Below are 15,487 nucleotides of genomic sequence, written 5' to 3'. Positions count from 1 at the left end.
CTGTGGTTAAAATATAAGATAGAAACATCATTAACAAGTTTGGAAAGTAACGATACCAATCTTATCGGATTAATTAAAAGCGGCAATAAGCAGGCTTTCGACGAAGTGTTTTTAAAACATTTTAAGAGTTTGCATGCCTATGCTTTTACCATAATTAAAGAAAAAGATGATGCCGAAGAAATTGTTCAGAATGTGTTTGTACGCATTTGGACGAAAAGGGAGCAGCTAAAAACAGATGGGTTTTTAAAATCATTTCTCTATCGTTCGGTACACAACGAAAGTCTAAATTATTTAAAACATCAAAAAGTGAGATCGAATTTTAATATTCATTATGCAGATGCTGTAAAAAACGATACAGGAAACTTAAATACAGAGATCATGGCAACAGAACTGGAAAAGAATATCCATTCGGCAATAAACGAACTGCCCGAAAAATGCAGAAATGTATTTCAGTTGAGCAGGTTCGACCAAATGAAATATCAGGAAATTGCTGATGCTTTAAATATTTCTATCAAAACGGTAGAAAACCAGATGGGGAAAGCGTTAAAGATTTTACGCCTTAGGGTGGTAGATTTTTTAATCCTCATTTTTATTTTACTGAAATAAGCTTATGGATAAAAACTATACACATATTAACGATGATTTGCTTGCAAAATATTTGCTTGGAGAGACTACTGTGCCCGAAAGTGAGCAGGTTGAAGTATGGGCAACATCAAATCCTGATCACCTTAAACAGTTAGAAGATTTCAGGACGATACTGGAGAAAAGTAAACTGCAAATTGATCCCGAAATTGATGAACTTCAGGCTTTAGAAAGGTTAAATGTCCGTTTGCAGCGCGAGAAGAAAACACTCAGCTATAAATCCGTTTTACGTTGGGTAGCCATTGTTGCCATTGTTTTTAGTGCGGGTTTATTCTTTTACAATAATTTAATTGGCAATAAGATAAATGTAAATAGTGGTAAAAACACTTTAACACAAACGCTGCCTGATGGTTCTACTGCAATTCTGAATAAACAATCTGAACTCTATTTCGTAGGAGGATTTTTTAATAAAACCCGCAATGTTAAACTAAAGGGTGAAGCCTTTTTTAAAGTCAGCGCCAATAAGTCGAAACCATTTATCATTAGTGTTAACGATGTTCAGGTAACTGTTGTGGGTACAGCGTTTAATGTGAAAAGTGATGGGGCAGCTGTTGTTGTAATTGTAGAAAGTGGAATCGTTAAGGTAAACAATCGAAATGATAGCGTACGTTTAACTGCTGGAGAGAAAGTAGAAGTAAGCCAAAATCAGCCCCTGTTATCCAAGGGAGAAAATCAGGGTAAGCTGTACAATTACTATTATACCAATGAGTTGGTGTGCGATGGGACACCGCTTAGCGATCTCGTGCTTGTGCTTAATGAAAAATTTAAATCCAATATCATTATTGTAAACCCCGCATTAAAGGCGCTCCCAATCAGCACAACCTTTAAAAACGAATCGCTTAAAGAAATCCTGACTGTGATTACTGAAACTTTTAAAATAAGAGTTGAGTATGGGCAGGATATGATCAAACTTAAATAAGAACTAATGCGTACGCTCAAAATTACTGTTCTCTTTCTCTTTATTTTCTGTTTCTTAGTAAAGGCTCAATCGAATTTATCCAGAAATATCAGCCTCAATATCGAGCGACAAAAGTTAAGTGCTGTATTGGCAATGATAGAACAGAAAGGTGGCTTCAGGTTTTCTTATAACAGCAATATATTACCGGTTGATAGTTTGATCAGTATCCACGAAGATAACCTGAATATTGCCGAAACGCTTGATAAACTGTTGAATCATCGTTTTGAATATCGCCAATCGGGTAATTTTGTAATTATCAGGTATGCGCCGCTCGAATTGGTTTTGTTGATTAACGAATCGGTTGGTAATCCCGAGCTTTATACCATTACCGGACAGGTGGTTGATAAACGGACCAATAAACCTATTCAAGACGCCAGTATTTATGAAAGAAATCTGTTGGTTTCCGAAATATCAGATGGAAACGGTTATTTTTCGATGCGGTTAAAAAATATTACACAACCCATTTCATTAACGGTAAGTAAAGAAAATTATAAATCTACGGTTACTCATTTTCTGGCAGAGGTGAACATTACCAATAGAAAGGAAAACCCAACTGAAAGGTTTATCAGCGGAAATTTGGATAATGTAGAAAATACCTGGCTCGGTAATGCATTGGTTACTGCACAACAAAAAATCCAGTCGATTAATATTGGTGGTTTTATTTCTAAAGCTCCATTTCAGTTTTCACTGATCCCGAGTTTAAACTCACATGGCTCATTAAGCGGTCAGGTGGTGAATAAATTTTCGCTTAATGTTATTGGTGCTTATAGTGCTGGGGTAGATGGAGGTGAAATTGGCTTTGTTTTCAATATAAACAAAAGCAACATGCAGTATTTTCAGTTTGGTGGAGCCTTTAATTTAGTAGGGGGAGATGTTCGCGGAATGCAGATCGCAGGCCTTTTTAATTATGTAATCGGCGATGTTAGGGCGGCACAGATTGCTTTAGCTTATAACCGTGTTGGTAAGAGTTTCGAAGGTTTTCAACTTGGTGGAATTTATAACCGCGTTAATGAGGATGTAAAAGGCCTGCAACTTTCCTTAGGCCTTAATACCATTGGCGGAACCTTAAAAGGCTTTCAGATTGGCGCCTTAAACCTGGTTAGCAAAGATACAAAAGGCATTCAAATTGGAGTTGGTGGTAACATCGTAAGCGGTAGAACAAGTGGAATACAGATTGGTGGCATTGCCAACGTCAACAAAGAAAGCAGCGGGATAAATCTTGCAGTGCTTACCAATTTTACCGGACAAACTGCTAGTGGATTGCAAATTGGCGCAATTAATTATGCTAAAAATTTAAAAGGTGTCCAATTGGGCGTTTTAAATGTTTCCGATCAAAACGATGGTTATTCAATTGGGCTGATCAATATTGCATTAAAAGGTTATCATAAATTTAGTTTCAGTACAAATGAAAGCACTACTTTAAATGTGGCTTATAAAGGTGGTAGCAAACGTTTATACAATATGCTCATGTTCGGCACAAATAAAAAATCAGCCGAAAAAATATACACTGGTGGATTGGGTTTCGGAAAGGAGATGAAATTGTTTAAAAGCGTTTCTCTAAATCCTGAAATATGTAGCCAATATGTTTACCAGGGGAGCTGGGATTACCTTAACCTGCTGAATAAATTTGAGCTGCCCATAAACATCCGGTTAAATAAATGGCTGGCCGTACAAGGCGGTCCATCTGTTAATATTTATTACACTAAACAAAACACCAAAATGGGCGAATTTGGGTTGTTGCAAGAAAAGCATAAAGATTTCTCTTTTAACAATTCGAGATATACAGGTTGGTTGGGTTGGAATGTAGGGGTGGTGATTTTGTAAATCCTAAAAGACCTATAAGGTTTTTAAAACCTTATAGGTCTAAATCTATAATCCTTTCTTTTTTCTTTTTGATGAAAGGCGATAAATTCTTCAATTCCCCCAAACCAATCAAAAAGAACATTTCGTTCTAGTTTTGAAGTTTTATTGACCGAAATTATTGAATTGTAAGAAGAATACTCCCAGTCTGTTACAGATTTGCAAAAACCATGATGTATTGGATTTTGATGGATGTAGCTAATCAACTTAGAGAAATAAAATTCATCCTTAATCTCTTTTCTTCGAGTGAAATCTAAAAATAAAGCTCCTCTTCTATTGTGTTGTTTGTTGAACGCTTTGGCATAACTATTTAAGAAATTGCTGAGTTGTTGCATAATGAATTTATGGAAGTCAAATTCATCATCATAATTTTTTGATAATAATCTAATTGCCTTTTCATCCCTCACTTGTATTAATACATGAAAATGATTAGGCATTAAACAATAGCTAAATGTTTTAGCAATAGGGGATATGTATTTATCGTATCTGTTTAAGAAAAAAATAAAATTATCATGCTTCCTAAACAGATTCTCGTTTCCTACAGCGTGATTATAAATATGGTAAAAATTGTCGGGATGAAATTTATCGAAATATTTCATGGCAATTTTTTTTATAAATATAACAATCCTATAAGGTTTTGAAAACCTTATAGGATTTAAAATCGACGCCTAATGGTCAAACTCACCTGCATTTTTTGCTGATTCTTCATCAGATATCAGTTTCCTTACTTTCTTTTTATCTAACCATAATACCAGCGCTGGCAATAAAGTTAAATTGAAAATTAAAGCCACAAATAAGGTTATGGATAGGAGCAGGCCCAACACCACCGTTCCGCCGAAAGTAGAGGCTGTAAAAATTCCGAAGCCAAAGAATAAGATCAATGCGATGTGTGTCATACTTACACCAGTTTCGGTAATTGTATCGGTAATGACTTTAGGTACACTGAAATTGGTCAGGTTTAATTCCTGTTGATAACGCGTTAAGAAATAAATGGTCTGATCGGAAGCTAAACCAAAGGCAATTGTAAAAATTAAAATGGTAGAAGGTTTTAGGGAAATTCCAAAATAACCCATAATTCCTGCCGTAATAATTAAAGGAACAATGTTGGGCAACAGCGAAATAAACATAATGCCTAAACTCTTAAACTGTGCCAGCCTTAAAAGCGAGATCAATACAATGGCAAGTGCAATACTTTCGATCAAATGCTTTAACATATAATCTGTCCCTTTAGAAAAGATAATACTCGATCCGGTAAGCTCTACATCAAACTTAGATGGGGGCAAAATACTATCGATACGCGGTTTTAATTCGGCCATAATGGCATCTAAACGTTTAGAGCCAACATCAGCCATTTGAAAACTGATCCTTGTGCTCTGATTTCCCTTGCTGATAAAGTTGGTTAACAGACTTGCGTTTCCTTTGCCACCGTTGGCAATGTAGGCCAGAATAAAATTCTTTTCTAAATTATCAGGTAGACGGAAAAAGGTAGAGTCGTTATTGTAGAAGGCTTGAGTAGCATATTTTAAGCCCATATTTACTGAAATAGAGCGTGAAAACTCCGGATACGAAGAAATCATCTTCTCCAATTTTTCCATTCTTTTCAGGTTGGTTAAATTGAAAACACCATTCTTTTTCTTGGTATCTACGCTTACTTCCAAAGGTAAAATGCCTTCGAAATTTTTCTCAAAGAACTTTAAATCAGTTAAAATTTCAGAATTTTTAGGCAGGTCATCAACTACATATCCATTTACGTTAATTTTCATTACCCCAATAAAGGCAATGATGGAGATGATAATAGTTCCGATATAAATCAAACCGCTTTTGTTTTGAACAAGTGTATCGGTTTTAACCAATAACTTGTGTAGAAAACCTTCTTCCACATGGTTTTGCGCCTTGAGTTTTGGCGCTGGCAAATAACTGAAGATAATCGGGATTAAACATAAACACATTAACCAGGTAATCATAACGTTTATAGACGCTACACTACCAAATTGCATCAATAACTCACTTCCTGTAAAATACAATACGCCAAATCCAATGGCTGCGGTAATGTTCGCAATTAGCGTGGTAATGGCAATTCTTTCTATGGTTACGCTTAAGGCACGCTGTTTATCGCCGTCTTTTCTAAGTTCATTTTGGTATTTATTTAACAATAAAATACTGTTTGGAATACCAATAATTACAATAAGCGGTGGAATCAATCCTGTTAAAATGGTCAGTTCGAAACCAAATAATACCAATGTGCCGATACTCCAGATAACCCCCATCACAACCACTAAAATAGGGAAGAATACGGCATAAAATTTCTTGAAGAAAAACAACAAGATTAGTGCGGAAACCAAAATAGATAAGCCCAAAAACAATACAAATTCATTGCTCACCAATTTACTTACTGCGGTACGGATATAAGGCAAGCCCGAAATATGCACCTGAATTTTAGTTGCTGTTTGGAAAGCTTTTGCCTTGGCTTCAATTTCTTTTAAAATAGGGTTACGTTCTGCAGTATTTAAGATTTTAGTGTCGAAAGTGATGGCCATTAAAGTGGCATTCTGGCGGTTGTAAACCAATCCGTCGAAAAATGGATTGCTATAAATGGTATTCTTGATCGAATCCATCTCAGCATCGGTTTTAACCAAACCAGCAGGTAGTGGCTTTAAAACGAATTTTTGGTTTGCAGTATCTTTTTCCAGTTGAAAAATCCTTCCTGAAGATAATACCTGCTTAATGCCTTTTAATTTCTGGATATCATTAGAAAGCTGGATCCATTGGTTGTAAATTTCCTTTTTAAAAATGTCGGGCGATTGTATACCCACAACCATCACACTTCCATCTTCTCCGAAAGTCTTTTTAAAGGCATTATATTTTACGAATGCGCTATCGGTAACAGGTAGGATTTTGCTTCCGGTGTACGAAAGTTTTACATTTTTAGCCTGATAAGCCATAAAAATGGTTCCTAATACAAAAAATACGATGATTGCGATACGGTTCTGAAGAATAAATCTCGATAGCTTAACCCACATGTGCAGCTTAGTTTTTAATAATAATATTAACGGCAAAACTAATCTTATTTGTAAAACGTGATTACTTTTTACACAATTAAATTTGCACAAATAACATACTTTTGAAAAAATTGTTTTAGTCGCATGTTGCACAAAGTTAGAGGCATTGTTTTAAAGACCACCAATTACAGCGAAAGCAGTGTGGTAGTGCAGGTGCTCACCGATAAATTTGGCATGCAATCTTACCTCATCAATGGTGTTAAAAAGCCAAAGGCGAAGATTAAAATGAATATGCTGCAATCGCTCCATTTGCTGGATATGGTGGTTTATCATAAAACAAATACCAATATTCAAAGGGTATCGGAAGTTCGGCAAACGCCCGTTTTTAAAAGTATCCCTTATGATATGATTAAAACCAGTATCGTTATTTTTTTAAATGAGGTGCTGTACAAAAGCATCAGGCAACAATCGGCTGATGAGAGTTTGTTTGATTATATTTTTAATTCGATCGCCTGGTTTGATGAAATTGAAGAGATCAATCCAAATTTTCATTTGTCATTTTTATTAAAACTCACTCGTTTTTTAGGTTTTTCGCCAAATGAGAAAAGAAGAAACGACCAGATTTATTTCGACCTGCAGGAAGGAGAGTTTACTTCCAGACTACCCATCCACTCCAATTATCTCCAATTAGAAGATGCCGTTGGGTTTATTTCGCTCTTTAATACACCCCTCGAAAAAATTTCTGAAATAAAGATGAGTAATTCACAGCGACGGTTTTTGTTAGATAAGATATTGGTTTTCTATACCTTACATACAGCGTCGTTCGGAGTAGTACAATCGCATAAAATCCTCGAAACTTTGTTAAGTTGAAAAAAAAGAAAAAAAGATTTGCAGAACAGTTTTATAGCGCTATATTTGCATTCCCAAACGGAGGATGGGGCATTAAGTTTGACAAAATATAAAAAGGGAAATTAGCTCAGCTGGTTCAGAGCACCTCGTTTACACCGAGGGGGTCGGGGGTTCGAACCCCTCATTTCCCACCAAGCCTTTCAGCCCAACTGGAAGGCTTTTTTATAAAAATTTGAAATACACCCAAAAGGGAAATTAGCTCAGCTGGTTCAGAGCATCCCGACATTATCAGTCGGGAGGGCGGATCTAAAGATAGAAGTTAGTTTTAAAACATTACCAAAAGGGAAATTAGCTCAGCTGGTTCAGAGCATCCCGACATTATCAGTCGGGAGGGCGGATCTAAAGATAGAAGTTAGTTTTAAAACATTACCAAAAGGGAAATTAGCTCAGCTGGTTCAGAGCACCTCGTTTACACCGAGGGGGTCGGGGGTTCGAACCCCTCATTTCCCACGACTAAAGGTCTTCGATAATATCGAAGACCTTTTTTAATTCACATAGATCACCATTCTATTAAGATTTCTAAAAACAGTTGACATCCCGAAATAAATGATAATTATTAAAGATGTTTTATACTTATATTCTTTTCTCCAAAATCCGCGATAAATATTATATCGGTTCTACTGTTAACCTAACGGAGCGGTTAAAGAAACACAATACAAACCATTCGGGCTTTACCGGACATACTGGTGATTGGTGTATTGTATGGTTTGAGACTTTTGACAATCTAAGAGATGCTAGGCTTAAAGAAAGACAGATCAAAAACTGGAAAAGTAGAGTAATGATAGAAAAATTGATTTCATCAGCTGGTTGCGCTAAATAATTTGGAAGGTCGTCATTCCCAACTTGATTGGGAATCTTTAATAATGTACATAAAGATTCCCGCATACGCGAGAATGACGTCAACGCGAAAATTAACCAGGTTCACATAACTCATCTTATTACTCTCCGCATCCATTATATGGATAAATTTCCCATAATCGTAAGTTGCATTTCTAGTTAGCTGATTGCTAGTACTGTTACAATCTATATCACTATTGTTGGTCTTTTTTGTTGGTTTCAAGAGCGCAGAAAATCACTTCTCATCAAGTATATTTTTCTCCACACAAACGATTGATCATGAGTTTAAATGGAATGTAATTTATGTTTTATTTCGGCTTATTGATACGTTTAAATCGAGCTAACAACGGCATAAAATAATCCAATTCAGATTATGCTTTACTTGTAGTATTAATACTTCTTTACTTCGGTTATTTAGTTGATTTCATAGAAAATGTAAGTGGTTTAAAAACAAACGTTTGCGTAGTGTTTTGTCATAAATTATGATTGAAATGCTCAATCACTACATTAAATTAGAGAAAGCAAGTCCATACCGTAAGTCACTGTTTGATACATCATTACTAACCATAAATCTCAACCAAATCAATGAAAAAATCTATCAAATCAATTTCAAGCCTGGCTATATTAGGGTTTGTATTATTTACCAGTTCTTGCAAAAAGCAAGAAAACTTAATGGATGCAAATGGAGCATCTTTAGATCAGAATGAAAAGCTTGCCCTTGTAGGTACCCAATCACTAGGAGGTACATCATTAACGGTTTCGATGGGGGGAAATGCTTATGTAACCACTTTAGCATCTGGAGGCGCAGAAACGGTAACCTCAACAAAGTTGGCAAACTGGACGAATGCTAACAGTATTTTCAGTTCTTATTTCAGGATCGGAAATACAGGTGCATTAACGGTAGCAGTAAAAGCATCGGTACCTAGTGGTACAAGTGTTTTAAAAATCACCATAAACGGAACACCATTTAACGTAACGGCAACAGGCGCAACTAATACTACTTACACAGTTGGTACGGTAAATATTACTACTCCGGGTTATGTAACCGTACAGTTTCAGGGGGTAAGTAAAACGGGCTCTTACTTTGCCGATGTTTCTGATCTTGTTATCAGTGGAGCAGCCGTGGCATCGAATGTGTATTATGCGAATGATCCAGCTAATTATTACTGGTCTAGAAGAGGCCCTTCGGTTCACTTAGGTTTTTCAAGCCCAGCAAATACAGAGTGGTTTTACAGTGAAATTACTGTTCCAGCAGGAGAAGATAAAATCGGAAGTTATTACATGGCCAATGGTTTTAATGGTGGCTATTTCGGCATGCAGGTTAACTCGGCAACCGAGCGTAGGATGCTCTTTTCGGTATGGAATCCTACTGGTGGAACCACAACCTGGACCAGAAAAGGTACTAATGTTGTTGCAACTAATTTTACAGGAGAGGGTGAAGGCGGACAGTCTTACCTGATTTACAATTGGGTTACTGGAAATACCTATAAGTTTTTAACACAGGCTAAGCCAGATGGATTGGGAAATACTGTTTATTCATCATGGTTTTATGCACCAGAACTAGGTGTCTGGTCTTTTATGGCGTCATGGAAAAAACCGAATACCAATAGTTATTTAACAGGGTTATATTCTTTCTTAGAAAACTTTAATGATAAGAACGGTTATCTGGGCAGAAAAGCGGAGTACAATAACCAATGGATTCGCAATACTGCGGGTACCTGGACAGAGATTACCACAGCCAATTTTACGGTTGATGCAACAGGTACCAACCAACAAAGGATGGATTTTGCAGGTGGTGTATCGGGTGGTAAATTTTATTTGCGGAACGGTGGTTTTTTTGCCAGTTACGTTACGCCTAACCAGTCATTCACCAGAACAGCTACAGGCACAGCGCCAACAGTTAACTTAACTACGCTTCCATAGCTTCCAATAAATTTTAAGCGCAAAGCAGGTTGATGTATGCTGCTTTGCGCTCATTAATCTTTACAATTATTTACCTTATTCAATTATATATCCGAAATTGCCTGTCGATAAACAGTGGTAAATGTTCGGTAAAATTATCAGGTTCATTTTTTTCGGAAACTACTTCGTGGGTATTTTGGCTGTTGCCCTTACACTCGAAGCCACCTTCCAACTAAGGCTGCCGCTTAACTCTTTAAATTATTACCTGCTGTTGTTTCTGGCACCAACCATCTATTATACCTACGCTTATAACAAGGTTTCTACCAAACCATCGGCAACTAACCCACGCAATCAATGGTATTTCAAGCATAAAACATTCATTAACTGGAGTCAAGCTATACTTTTTATTATTTGTATGCTGTTGGCTATAAACCTGCTCTATCAAAATTTTCAGCATATTCTGGCCCTGCCCATCAGTTATTGGGTAGCTATATTGATTATCATCATTGCAGGCGGATTATATTATGGTTTATTGCCCATATCTTTCCTCAACTTTAATCTGCGGAACACAGGCTGGTTAAAAGCTTTTGTAATCGGTTTTGTGTGGGCCTGCTGTGCCAATGTGCTGCCTTTGATTATGCTTAAAATTGAAACAGGGGTTGGCTACCACGATTCTGTATTGTGGACTTGGCTATTTATTAAAAATTGGATGTTCTGCACGGTAAATGCAATCATTTTTGATATTAAAGATTACCCAACCGATGCCAATAAACATTTAAGAACATTTGTAGTGCGTTATGGTCTGCGCAGAACAATTTTCAGTATCCTGATTCCATTGCTGATAATAGGTTTAATTTCTTTAGGCATATTTGCGGGTTACAAAGGTTTTGGATTGCCACAGGTTTTATTTAATGTGCTGCCTTTTATTCTCACCATTTACGTGGCCTATTCCATGCACCGAAGAAAAAATATTCTTTATTATCTGATGGTAATTGATGGACTCATCCTATTTAAGGCAATATGCGGAATAATAGGGATGCAATTTGTTCATTAAGCTTAAAGACTAAAGCTTAAAGACCAAAGCATATATTACATTTGGGAGGCCTATCTTGATACTTGATTCTCAATACTTGATACTATGAACAACAACTACGATAAAATAGCTAATCATTACGATGCTTTAAGCCGTTTGGTGTTTTTTAAATCGCAGGTTAATGCGCAAATCAATCAACTTCGATATATTCAGGAGAATAGCCATGTATTAATTGTAGGTGGGGGAACCGGCTGGATCCTGGAAGAACTCGCGAAGATTTATGCTGCTGGATTAAAGATCGTTTACGTAGAAATATCTGCTAAAATGATTGCGCTTTCTCAAAAACGTAACTATAAAAATAACCAAGTCGAATTTGTAAACCTAGGTATTGAAGATTTTAAAACTGATTTATTATTTGATGTAATTTTAACGCCTTTTCTATTTGATAACTTTGCTGAGCAACGCGCTGCAAAAGTGTTCGGGCAGTTAAATGAGTATTTAAAGACAGATGGATTATGGTTTCTGGTCGATTTTTCACTCCACAAAAAGAATGGAAGATGGTGGAAATCGTTGCTGCTCAGTTCAATGTATAGCTTTTTTAAATTATTGGGTATTGTAGAAGCAGATAAGCTCATCGATATGGCCTCTTACTTTTTAAAAGCCAATTATCTGACTGTTGAGGAGCGGTTATATTATGGTGGCTTTATCAAGGCGACAATCTTCAAAAAGTAAAAATGACATTAATTTAATGCATCTGTGTTGCGTTTGTTGATTTGTTTCAGACCTTTGTATCAAAAGATTTAAATATGGATTTTGATGTAATCATAATTGGTGGCAGTTACGCTGGTTTATCAGCTGCTTTAACTTTGGGTAGGGCAACCAGGAATGTTTTGGTAATCGATGCCGGTAAACCGTGCAACAGACAAACCCCACATTCACATAATTTTTTAACGCACGACGGTGATAAACCTGCAGCTATTTCTAAAGCTGCGAAGGCCGAAGTACTGAAATATCCAACAGTCAGGTTTTTAGAAAGGAAAGCTATTACGACCAAGCAAATAGATGGAGGCTTTAGCATTGGCGTTGAAAGTGCCGAAAGTTTTACGGCACGGAAAATATTGTTAGCTATGGGCTTAAAAGATGTACTACCTGATATTAAAGGTTTAGCTGAATGCTGGGCCATTTCTGCTGTACACTGCCCTTATTGCCACGGTTACGAGATCAGGAACGAAAAAATTGGGCTGTTAATGAATGGCGAGCACGCATTTGAGATGGCCAAAAACCTACACCTTTGGAATAAAGATTTAACCATTTTAACCAACGGTAAATCGCTGCTAACCGCCGAACAGACTGAAAAATTAAAGGCTAAATCAATCACGATTATAGAAGATGAAATTATTGAGCTGGTGCACGTTAATGGCTATCTTGAAGATGTTGTTTTTAAGAACGGCGAAAAATTGGCTTTGAAAGCCATATATGTAAAATCTGATGTTGAACAACATGTTAACTTCGATGAGCAACTCGGTTTTGAATTAACAGATCTAAAAACAATAAAAGTAGATGGGCAGCAGCAAAGCACTGCTAAAGGCGTTTATGCCGCAGGAGATTGTGCTACCTTGTTCAGGTCGCTATCTATCATTACAGCTGCGGGAACAATGGCCGCAGTGGCGATGAACAAAGAAATAATTTCTGAAGATTTTTGATCAACCATCAGGAATTTAGAATAAAATAGCGCCAACAATTGTTGCAATAAATATTGCTGATATCACGATTCTATCGGCAATGATCCATTGATCTCTTGTAAGTGGTGTAACACTTTTTTTTGCGGTTTCTGCTTTGTGCCTGGAAAGCCTGAAAACGGATGTGTCTAATTTAATAAGCATAGGAATGAGTTTAATAGGTTAATTTTCCTAAGGCAAATCCCAAGCCAAAAATCAAGAAAAATGTTGAATTGTTAATAACTTATATTTTTTTTGTTATTCAACTGATATTTATGCGTTTATCAATACAATTAGGAGGGTAAATGGCTGATTAAGCTGTCTAGAAAATGAAACAGCTTAATCAGACTATGTGTATAATAATGAGTTTATTACCTATTGTTCTGTTTTGTCTTCTTGCGCTTTTAATTTGCTATTCTTTTTGCCGTACCAGAAGTAAATAACTAAGCCAATAATTAACCAAACCGCTAACCTAACCCAGGTTTCCCAAGGTAAAAATACCATCATGGCGATACAGGTTAAAATGCCTAAAATAGGGATTAATGGTACAAATGGAACTTTAAACGGACGTTTAGCTTCGGGATTTGTTTTTCTTAAGATCAAGATGCCAACACAAACCATTAAAAAGGCCAGTAAGGTACCAATGCTCGTCATTTCGCCTACCACATTCATGGGGACAAATGCAGCAAAAAGTCCGATAAATACACACAGTATAATGTTCGATTTGTACGGTGTTTTAAATTTAGCATGTACATCAGAAAACATCTTTGGCAATAATCCATCCTTGCTAATGGAATAGAACATCCGCGATTGTGCCATTAAATCGATTAAGATTACCGAAGTATAACCGATCAAAATAGCCAAAATAATAGCTTGACTTAGCCATGCATAAGGCGTTTTTTCGATGGCAATGGCTACTGGAGCACCACTGTTGGCAAATTCTTTATAATTGGCCAGGCCTGTCATTACGTGCCCGAACAAACCAAATAAAACAGTACAAACCACCAACGATCCAATAATACCGATTGGTAAATCTCTGGCAGGGTTTTTTGTTTCCTGTGCCGAAGCTGCAACGGCATCGAAGCCGATAAATACAAAAAATACTAAGCCGGCGCCACGTAAAACACCGCTCCAGCCAAACTGACCAAATGTTCCGGTATTTTCGGGGATATATGGATGATAGTTTGCGGGATCGATATATTGCCAGCCCAGCGCGATGAAAACCAATACCACCCCAACTTTAAGAAACACAATTATCCCGTTTACAATGGCAGAGCCTTTGGTGCCGCGGATTAATATGGCTGTCATTAGTACCACCACCAATGCTGCTGGGATGTTAATAATGCCATTAACGGTAGAGCCATTGGCCAGTTTTGCGGTTTCGAAAGGGGATAAAGTTAACTGCGGAGGGAGATAAATATGCAAGCTGGCTAAAAACCTGGTTAGATACTGCGACCAGCTAATGGCCACGGTAGCACAGCCAACAGAGTATTCCAATACCAGATCCCAACCAATAATCCAGGCGAAAAGTTCGCCCATGGTAGCGTAAGAATAGGTATAGGCACTACCCGCAACAGGAATCATGGATGCAAACTCAGCGTAACATAAAGCTGCAAAACCACAACCCAATGCTGCAATAACAAAAGATAGCGTAACTGCTGGTCCGGAGTGATTGGCTGCTGCCAAACCTGTAATCGAAAATAAACCTGCACCAAGCGTTAAGCCTACGCCAATTAAAATAAGGTTGATGGGGCCTAAGGTCCTTTTGAGCGTTCCTTCGCCGCTTTCGTTCGCCTCAGCAACAATGCTGGCAATAGATTTTTTCATGAAAATAAGTTAAGACGTTGCAAAATTATTAAAATATATTAAATCTATAGTATTTATATATATTATTCGTGTGTTGCCTACGAAGTTTAAAAGGGCAGGTATACGGGCAGACTTTGGAACTCTAAGGCAGTTAGAATGAATTTCTTCTTTTGGAAAATTTGCGTGCCGCTTTTCATAGGGGCCTGCAGTCCCGCCATCGCTTGTAGTCCTCTCCCGATGAAAAATCGGGATGCGGGCTACCCGCTCTGTCGGGTTTATTTACAAGGGACTGTTCTAGCATTATCCCAAAAACCATTAATACATTAATAGTAACACCAGCCCTATCCACCTTAAACCTGATAGAACCAAATAGCTCCCGATTTATCGAATTTTTTATATTTAAAAGCGTATCTCAATCGGGACTATAGGTAACAGCAGGACTGCAAGAGGCGAAGAACTACTGAACTCGATTTAAAAAAACACTTATACCAATTAATTTTTCTTGTCCTGGCCGGACGGGCTTCTTTCTTTTACTATATAACAAAAAGATCAAGCCACCTGTAACTTTAATGCATTGAGTGCTTTTTCCAGTGCTGCAATCCGTACTTTTTTCTGCTTTTGTAGATGTTCTTCATTGTTTAATGGATTGAATGACTGCTTCTCAGTAACCATTTTATAATAGATGCATGCTAGTTTTCGTGCTGTGGCTACTATGGCATATTTATAGCCGCCTTTACTTTTCATTTTTCTAAAAAAATGTCCTAGTAAATGGTTGCTATTCTGAACTCCACCAGCGGCCATCCGGAAAGCCTGAGCTGCCGCG

The 15,487-nt window shown here is 37.2% G+C and carries 13 protein-coding genes, 2 tRNA genes and 1 pseudogene; 11 read left to right on the top strand and 5 right to left on the bottom strand.

Annotated features, from left to right (window positions below; all coding sequences use genetic code 11):
* Nucleotides 1-39: 39 nt before the first annotated feature.
* The 3 genes from EZ456_RS08570 to EZ456_RS08560 are packed head-to-tail and all read left to right on the top strand — an operon-like array spanning nucleotide 40 to nucleotide 3,424.
* The gene (locus EZ456_RS08570) at nucleotides 40-606 is read left to right on the top strand and encodes an RNA polymerase sigma-70 factor (RefSeq protein WP_205945054.1); all 567 of its coding nucleotides are present in this window, start codon (nucleotides 40-42) and stop codon (nucleotides 604-606) included.
* A 4-nt stretch (nucleotides 607-610) separates the two neighbouring features.
* Nucleotides 611-1,561 carry a FecR family protein gene (locus EZ456_RS08565; protein WP_131529222.1) on the top strand — a complete coding sequence of 317 codons (951 nt, stop codon included), beginning with the start codon at nucleotides 611-613 and terminating at the stop codon, nucleotides 1,559-1,561.
* 6 nt (nucleotides 1,562-1,567) lie between these two features.
* A complete protein-coding gene (locus EZ456_RS08560) occupies nucleotides 1,568-3,424 on the top strand; it encodes an LA_2272 family surface repeat-containing protein (RefSeq protein WP_131529220.1) in 1,857 nt (618 codons plus the stop codon).
* 23 nt (nucleotides 3,425-3,447) lie between these two features.
* On the opposite strand, the gene EZ456_RS08555 is transcribed toward EZ456_RS08560, so the two are convergent.
* Both EZ456_RS08555 and EZ456_RS08550 read right to left on the bottom strand, forming a co-directional pair.
* A complete protein-coding gene (locus EZ456_RS08555; protein WP_131529218.1) occupies nucleotides 3,448-4,059 on the bottom strand; it encodes a hypothetical protein in 612 nt (203 codons plus the stop codon).
* Nucleotides 4,060-4,128: 69 nt separating this feature from the next.
* On the bottom strand, nucleotides 4,129-6,480 hold the full coding sequence (locus tag EZ456_RS08550) for an efflux RND transporter permease subunit (RefSeq protein WP_225876500.1): 2,352 nt from the start codon (nucleotides 6,478-6,480) through the stop codon (nucleotides 4,129-4,131).
* A 123-nt stretch (nucleotides 6,481-6,603) separates the two neighbouring features.
* Here EZ456_RS08550 and recO point away from each other — a divergent pair, with 123 nt between their 5' ends.
* From recO to EZ456_RS08510, 8 genes are all read left to right on the top strand, one after another.
* Nucleotides 6,604-7,329: a DNA repair protein RecO gene (gene recO, locus EZ456_RS08545; RefSeq protein WP_131529216.1), complete on the top strand. Its 726-nt coding sequence runs from the start codon at nucleotides 6,604-6,606 to the stop codon at nucleotides 7,327-7,329.
* A gap of 95 nt (nucleotides 7,330-7,424) precedes the next feature.
* Nucleotides 7,425-7,502, top strand: a tRNA-Val gene (locus EZ456_RS08540).
* A gap of 241 nt (nucleotides 7,503-7,743) precedes the next feature.
* Nucleotides 7,744-7,818, top strand: a tRNA-Val gene (locus tag EZ456_RS08535).
* A gap of 112 nt (nucleotides 7,819-7,930) precedes the next feature.
* The gene (locus tag EZ456_RS08530) at nucleotides 7,931-8,188 is read left to right on the top strand and encodes a GIY-YIG nuclease family protein (RefSeq protein ID WP_131529214.1); all 258 of its coding nucleotides are present in this window, start codon (nucleotides 7,931-7,933) and stop codon (nucleotides 8,186-8,188) included.
* A gap of 602 nt (nucleotides 8,189-8,790) precedes the next feature.
* On the top strand, nucleotides 8,791-10,128 hold the full coding sequence (locus EZ456_RS08525; RefSeq protein WP_131529212.1) for a DUF3472 domain-containing protein: 1,338 nt from the start codon (nucleotides 8,791-8,793) through the stop codon (nucleotides 10,126-10,128).
* A 121-nt stretch (nucleotides 10,129-10,249) separates the two neighbouring features.
* Nucleotides 10,250-11,161: a UbiA prenyltransferase family protein gene (locus tag EZ456_RS08520; RefSeq protein ID WP_131529210.1), complete on the top strand. Its 912-nt coding sequence runs from the start codon at nucleotides 10,250-10,252 to the stop codon at nucleotides 11,159-11,161.
* A gap of 84 nt (nucleotides 11,162-11,245) precedes the next feature.
* Nucleotides 11,246-11,872: a class I SAM-dependent methyltransferase gene (locus EZ456_RS08515; RefSeq protein ID WP_131529209.1), complete on the top strand. Its 627-nt coding sequence runs from the start codon at nucleotides 11,246-11,248 to the stop codon at nucleotides 11,870-11,872.
* 74 nt (nucleotides 11,873-11,946) lie between these two features.
* Complete coding sequence (locus EZ456_RS08510) at nucleotides 11,947-12,843, top strand: NAD(P)/FAD-dependent oxidoreductase (protein ID WP_131529207.1); 897 nt, start codon at nucleotides 11,947-11,949, stop codon at nucleotides 12,841-12,843.
* 15 nt (nucleotides 12,844-12,858) lie between these two features.
* Here EZ456_RS08510 and EZ456_RS25070 read toward each other — a convergent pair whose 3' ends face one another.
* From EZ456_RS25070 to EZ456_RS08500, 3 genes and pseudogenes are all read right to left on the bottom strand, one after another.
* Nucleotides 12,859-13,023, bottom strand: coding sequence for a hypothetical protein (locus tag EZ456_RS25070; RefSeq protein ID WP_165501282.1), 165 nt, complete (start codon nucleotides 13,021-13,023; stop codon nucleotides 12,859-12,861).
* 210 nt (nucleotides 13,024-13,233) lie between these two features.
* Entirely contained in the window at nucleotides 13,234-14,685 is a 1,452-nt protein-coding gene (locus EZ456_RS08505) for an amino acid permease (RefSeq protein ID WP_131529205.1), read from the bottom strand.
* 528 nt (nucleotides 14,686-15,213) lie between these two features.
* A pseudogene (locus EZ456_RS08500) lies at nucleotides 15,214-15,487 on the bottom strand (hypothetical protein); the annotation flags it as partial.

The organism is Pedobacter psychrodurus (assembly GCF_004331735.1).
Taxonomy (GTDB): Bacteria; Bacteroidota; Bacteroidia; order Sphingobacteriales; family Sphingobacteriaceae; genus Pedobacter; species Pedobacter psychrodurus.
Note: the sequence above shows the minus strand (reverse complement) of the source record. Positions and strands in the feature narration are given on the sequence as shown.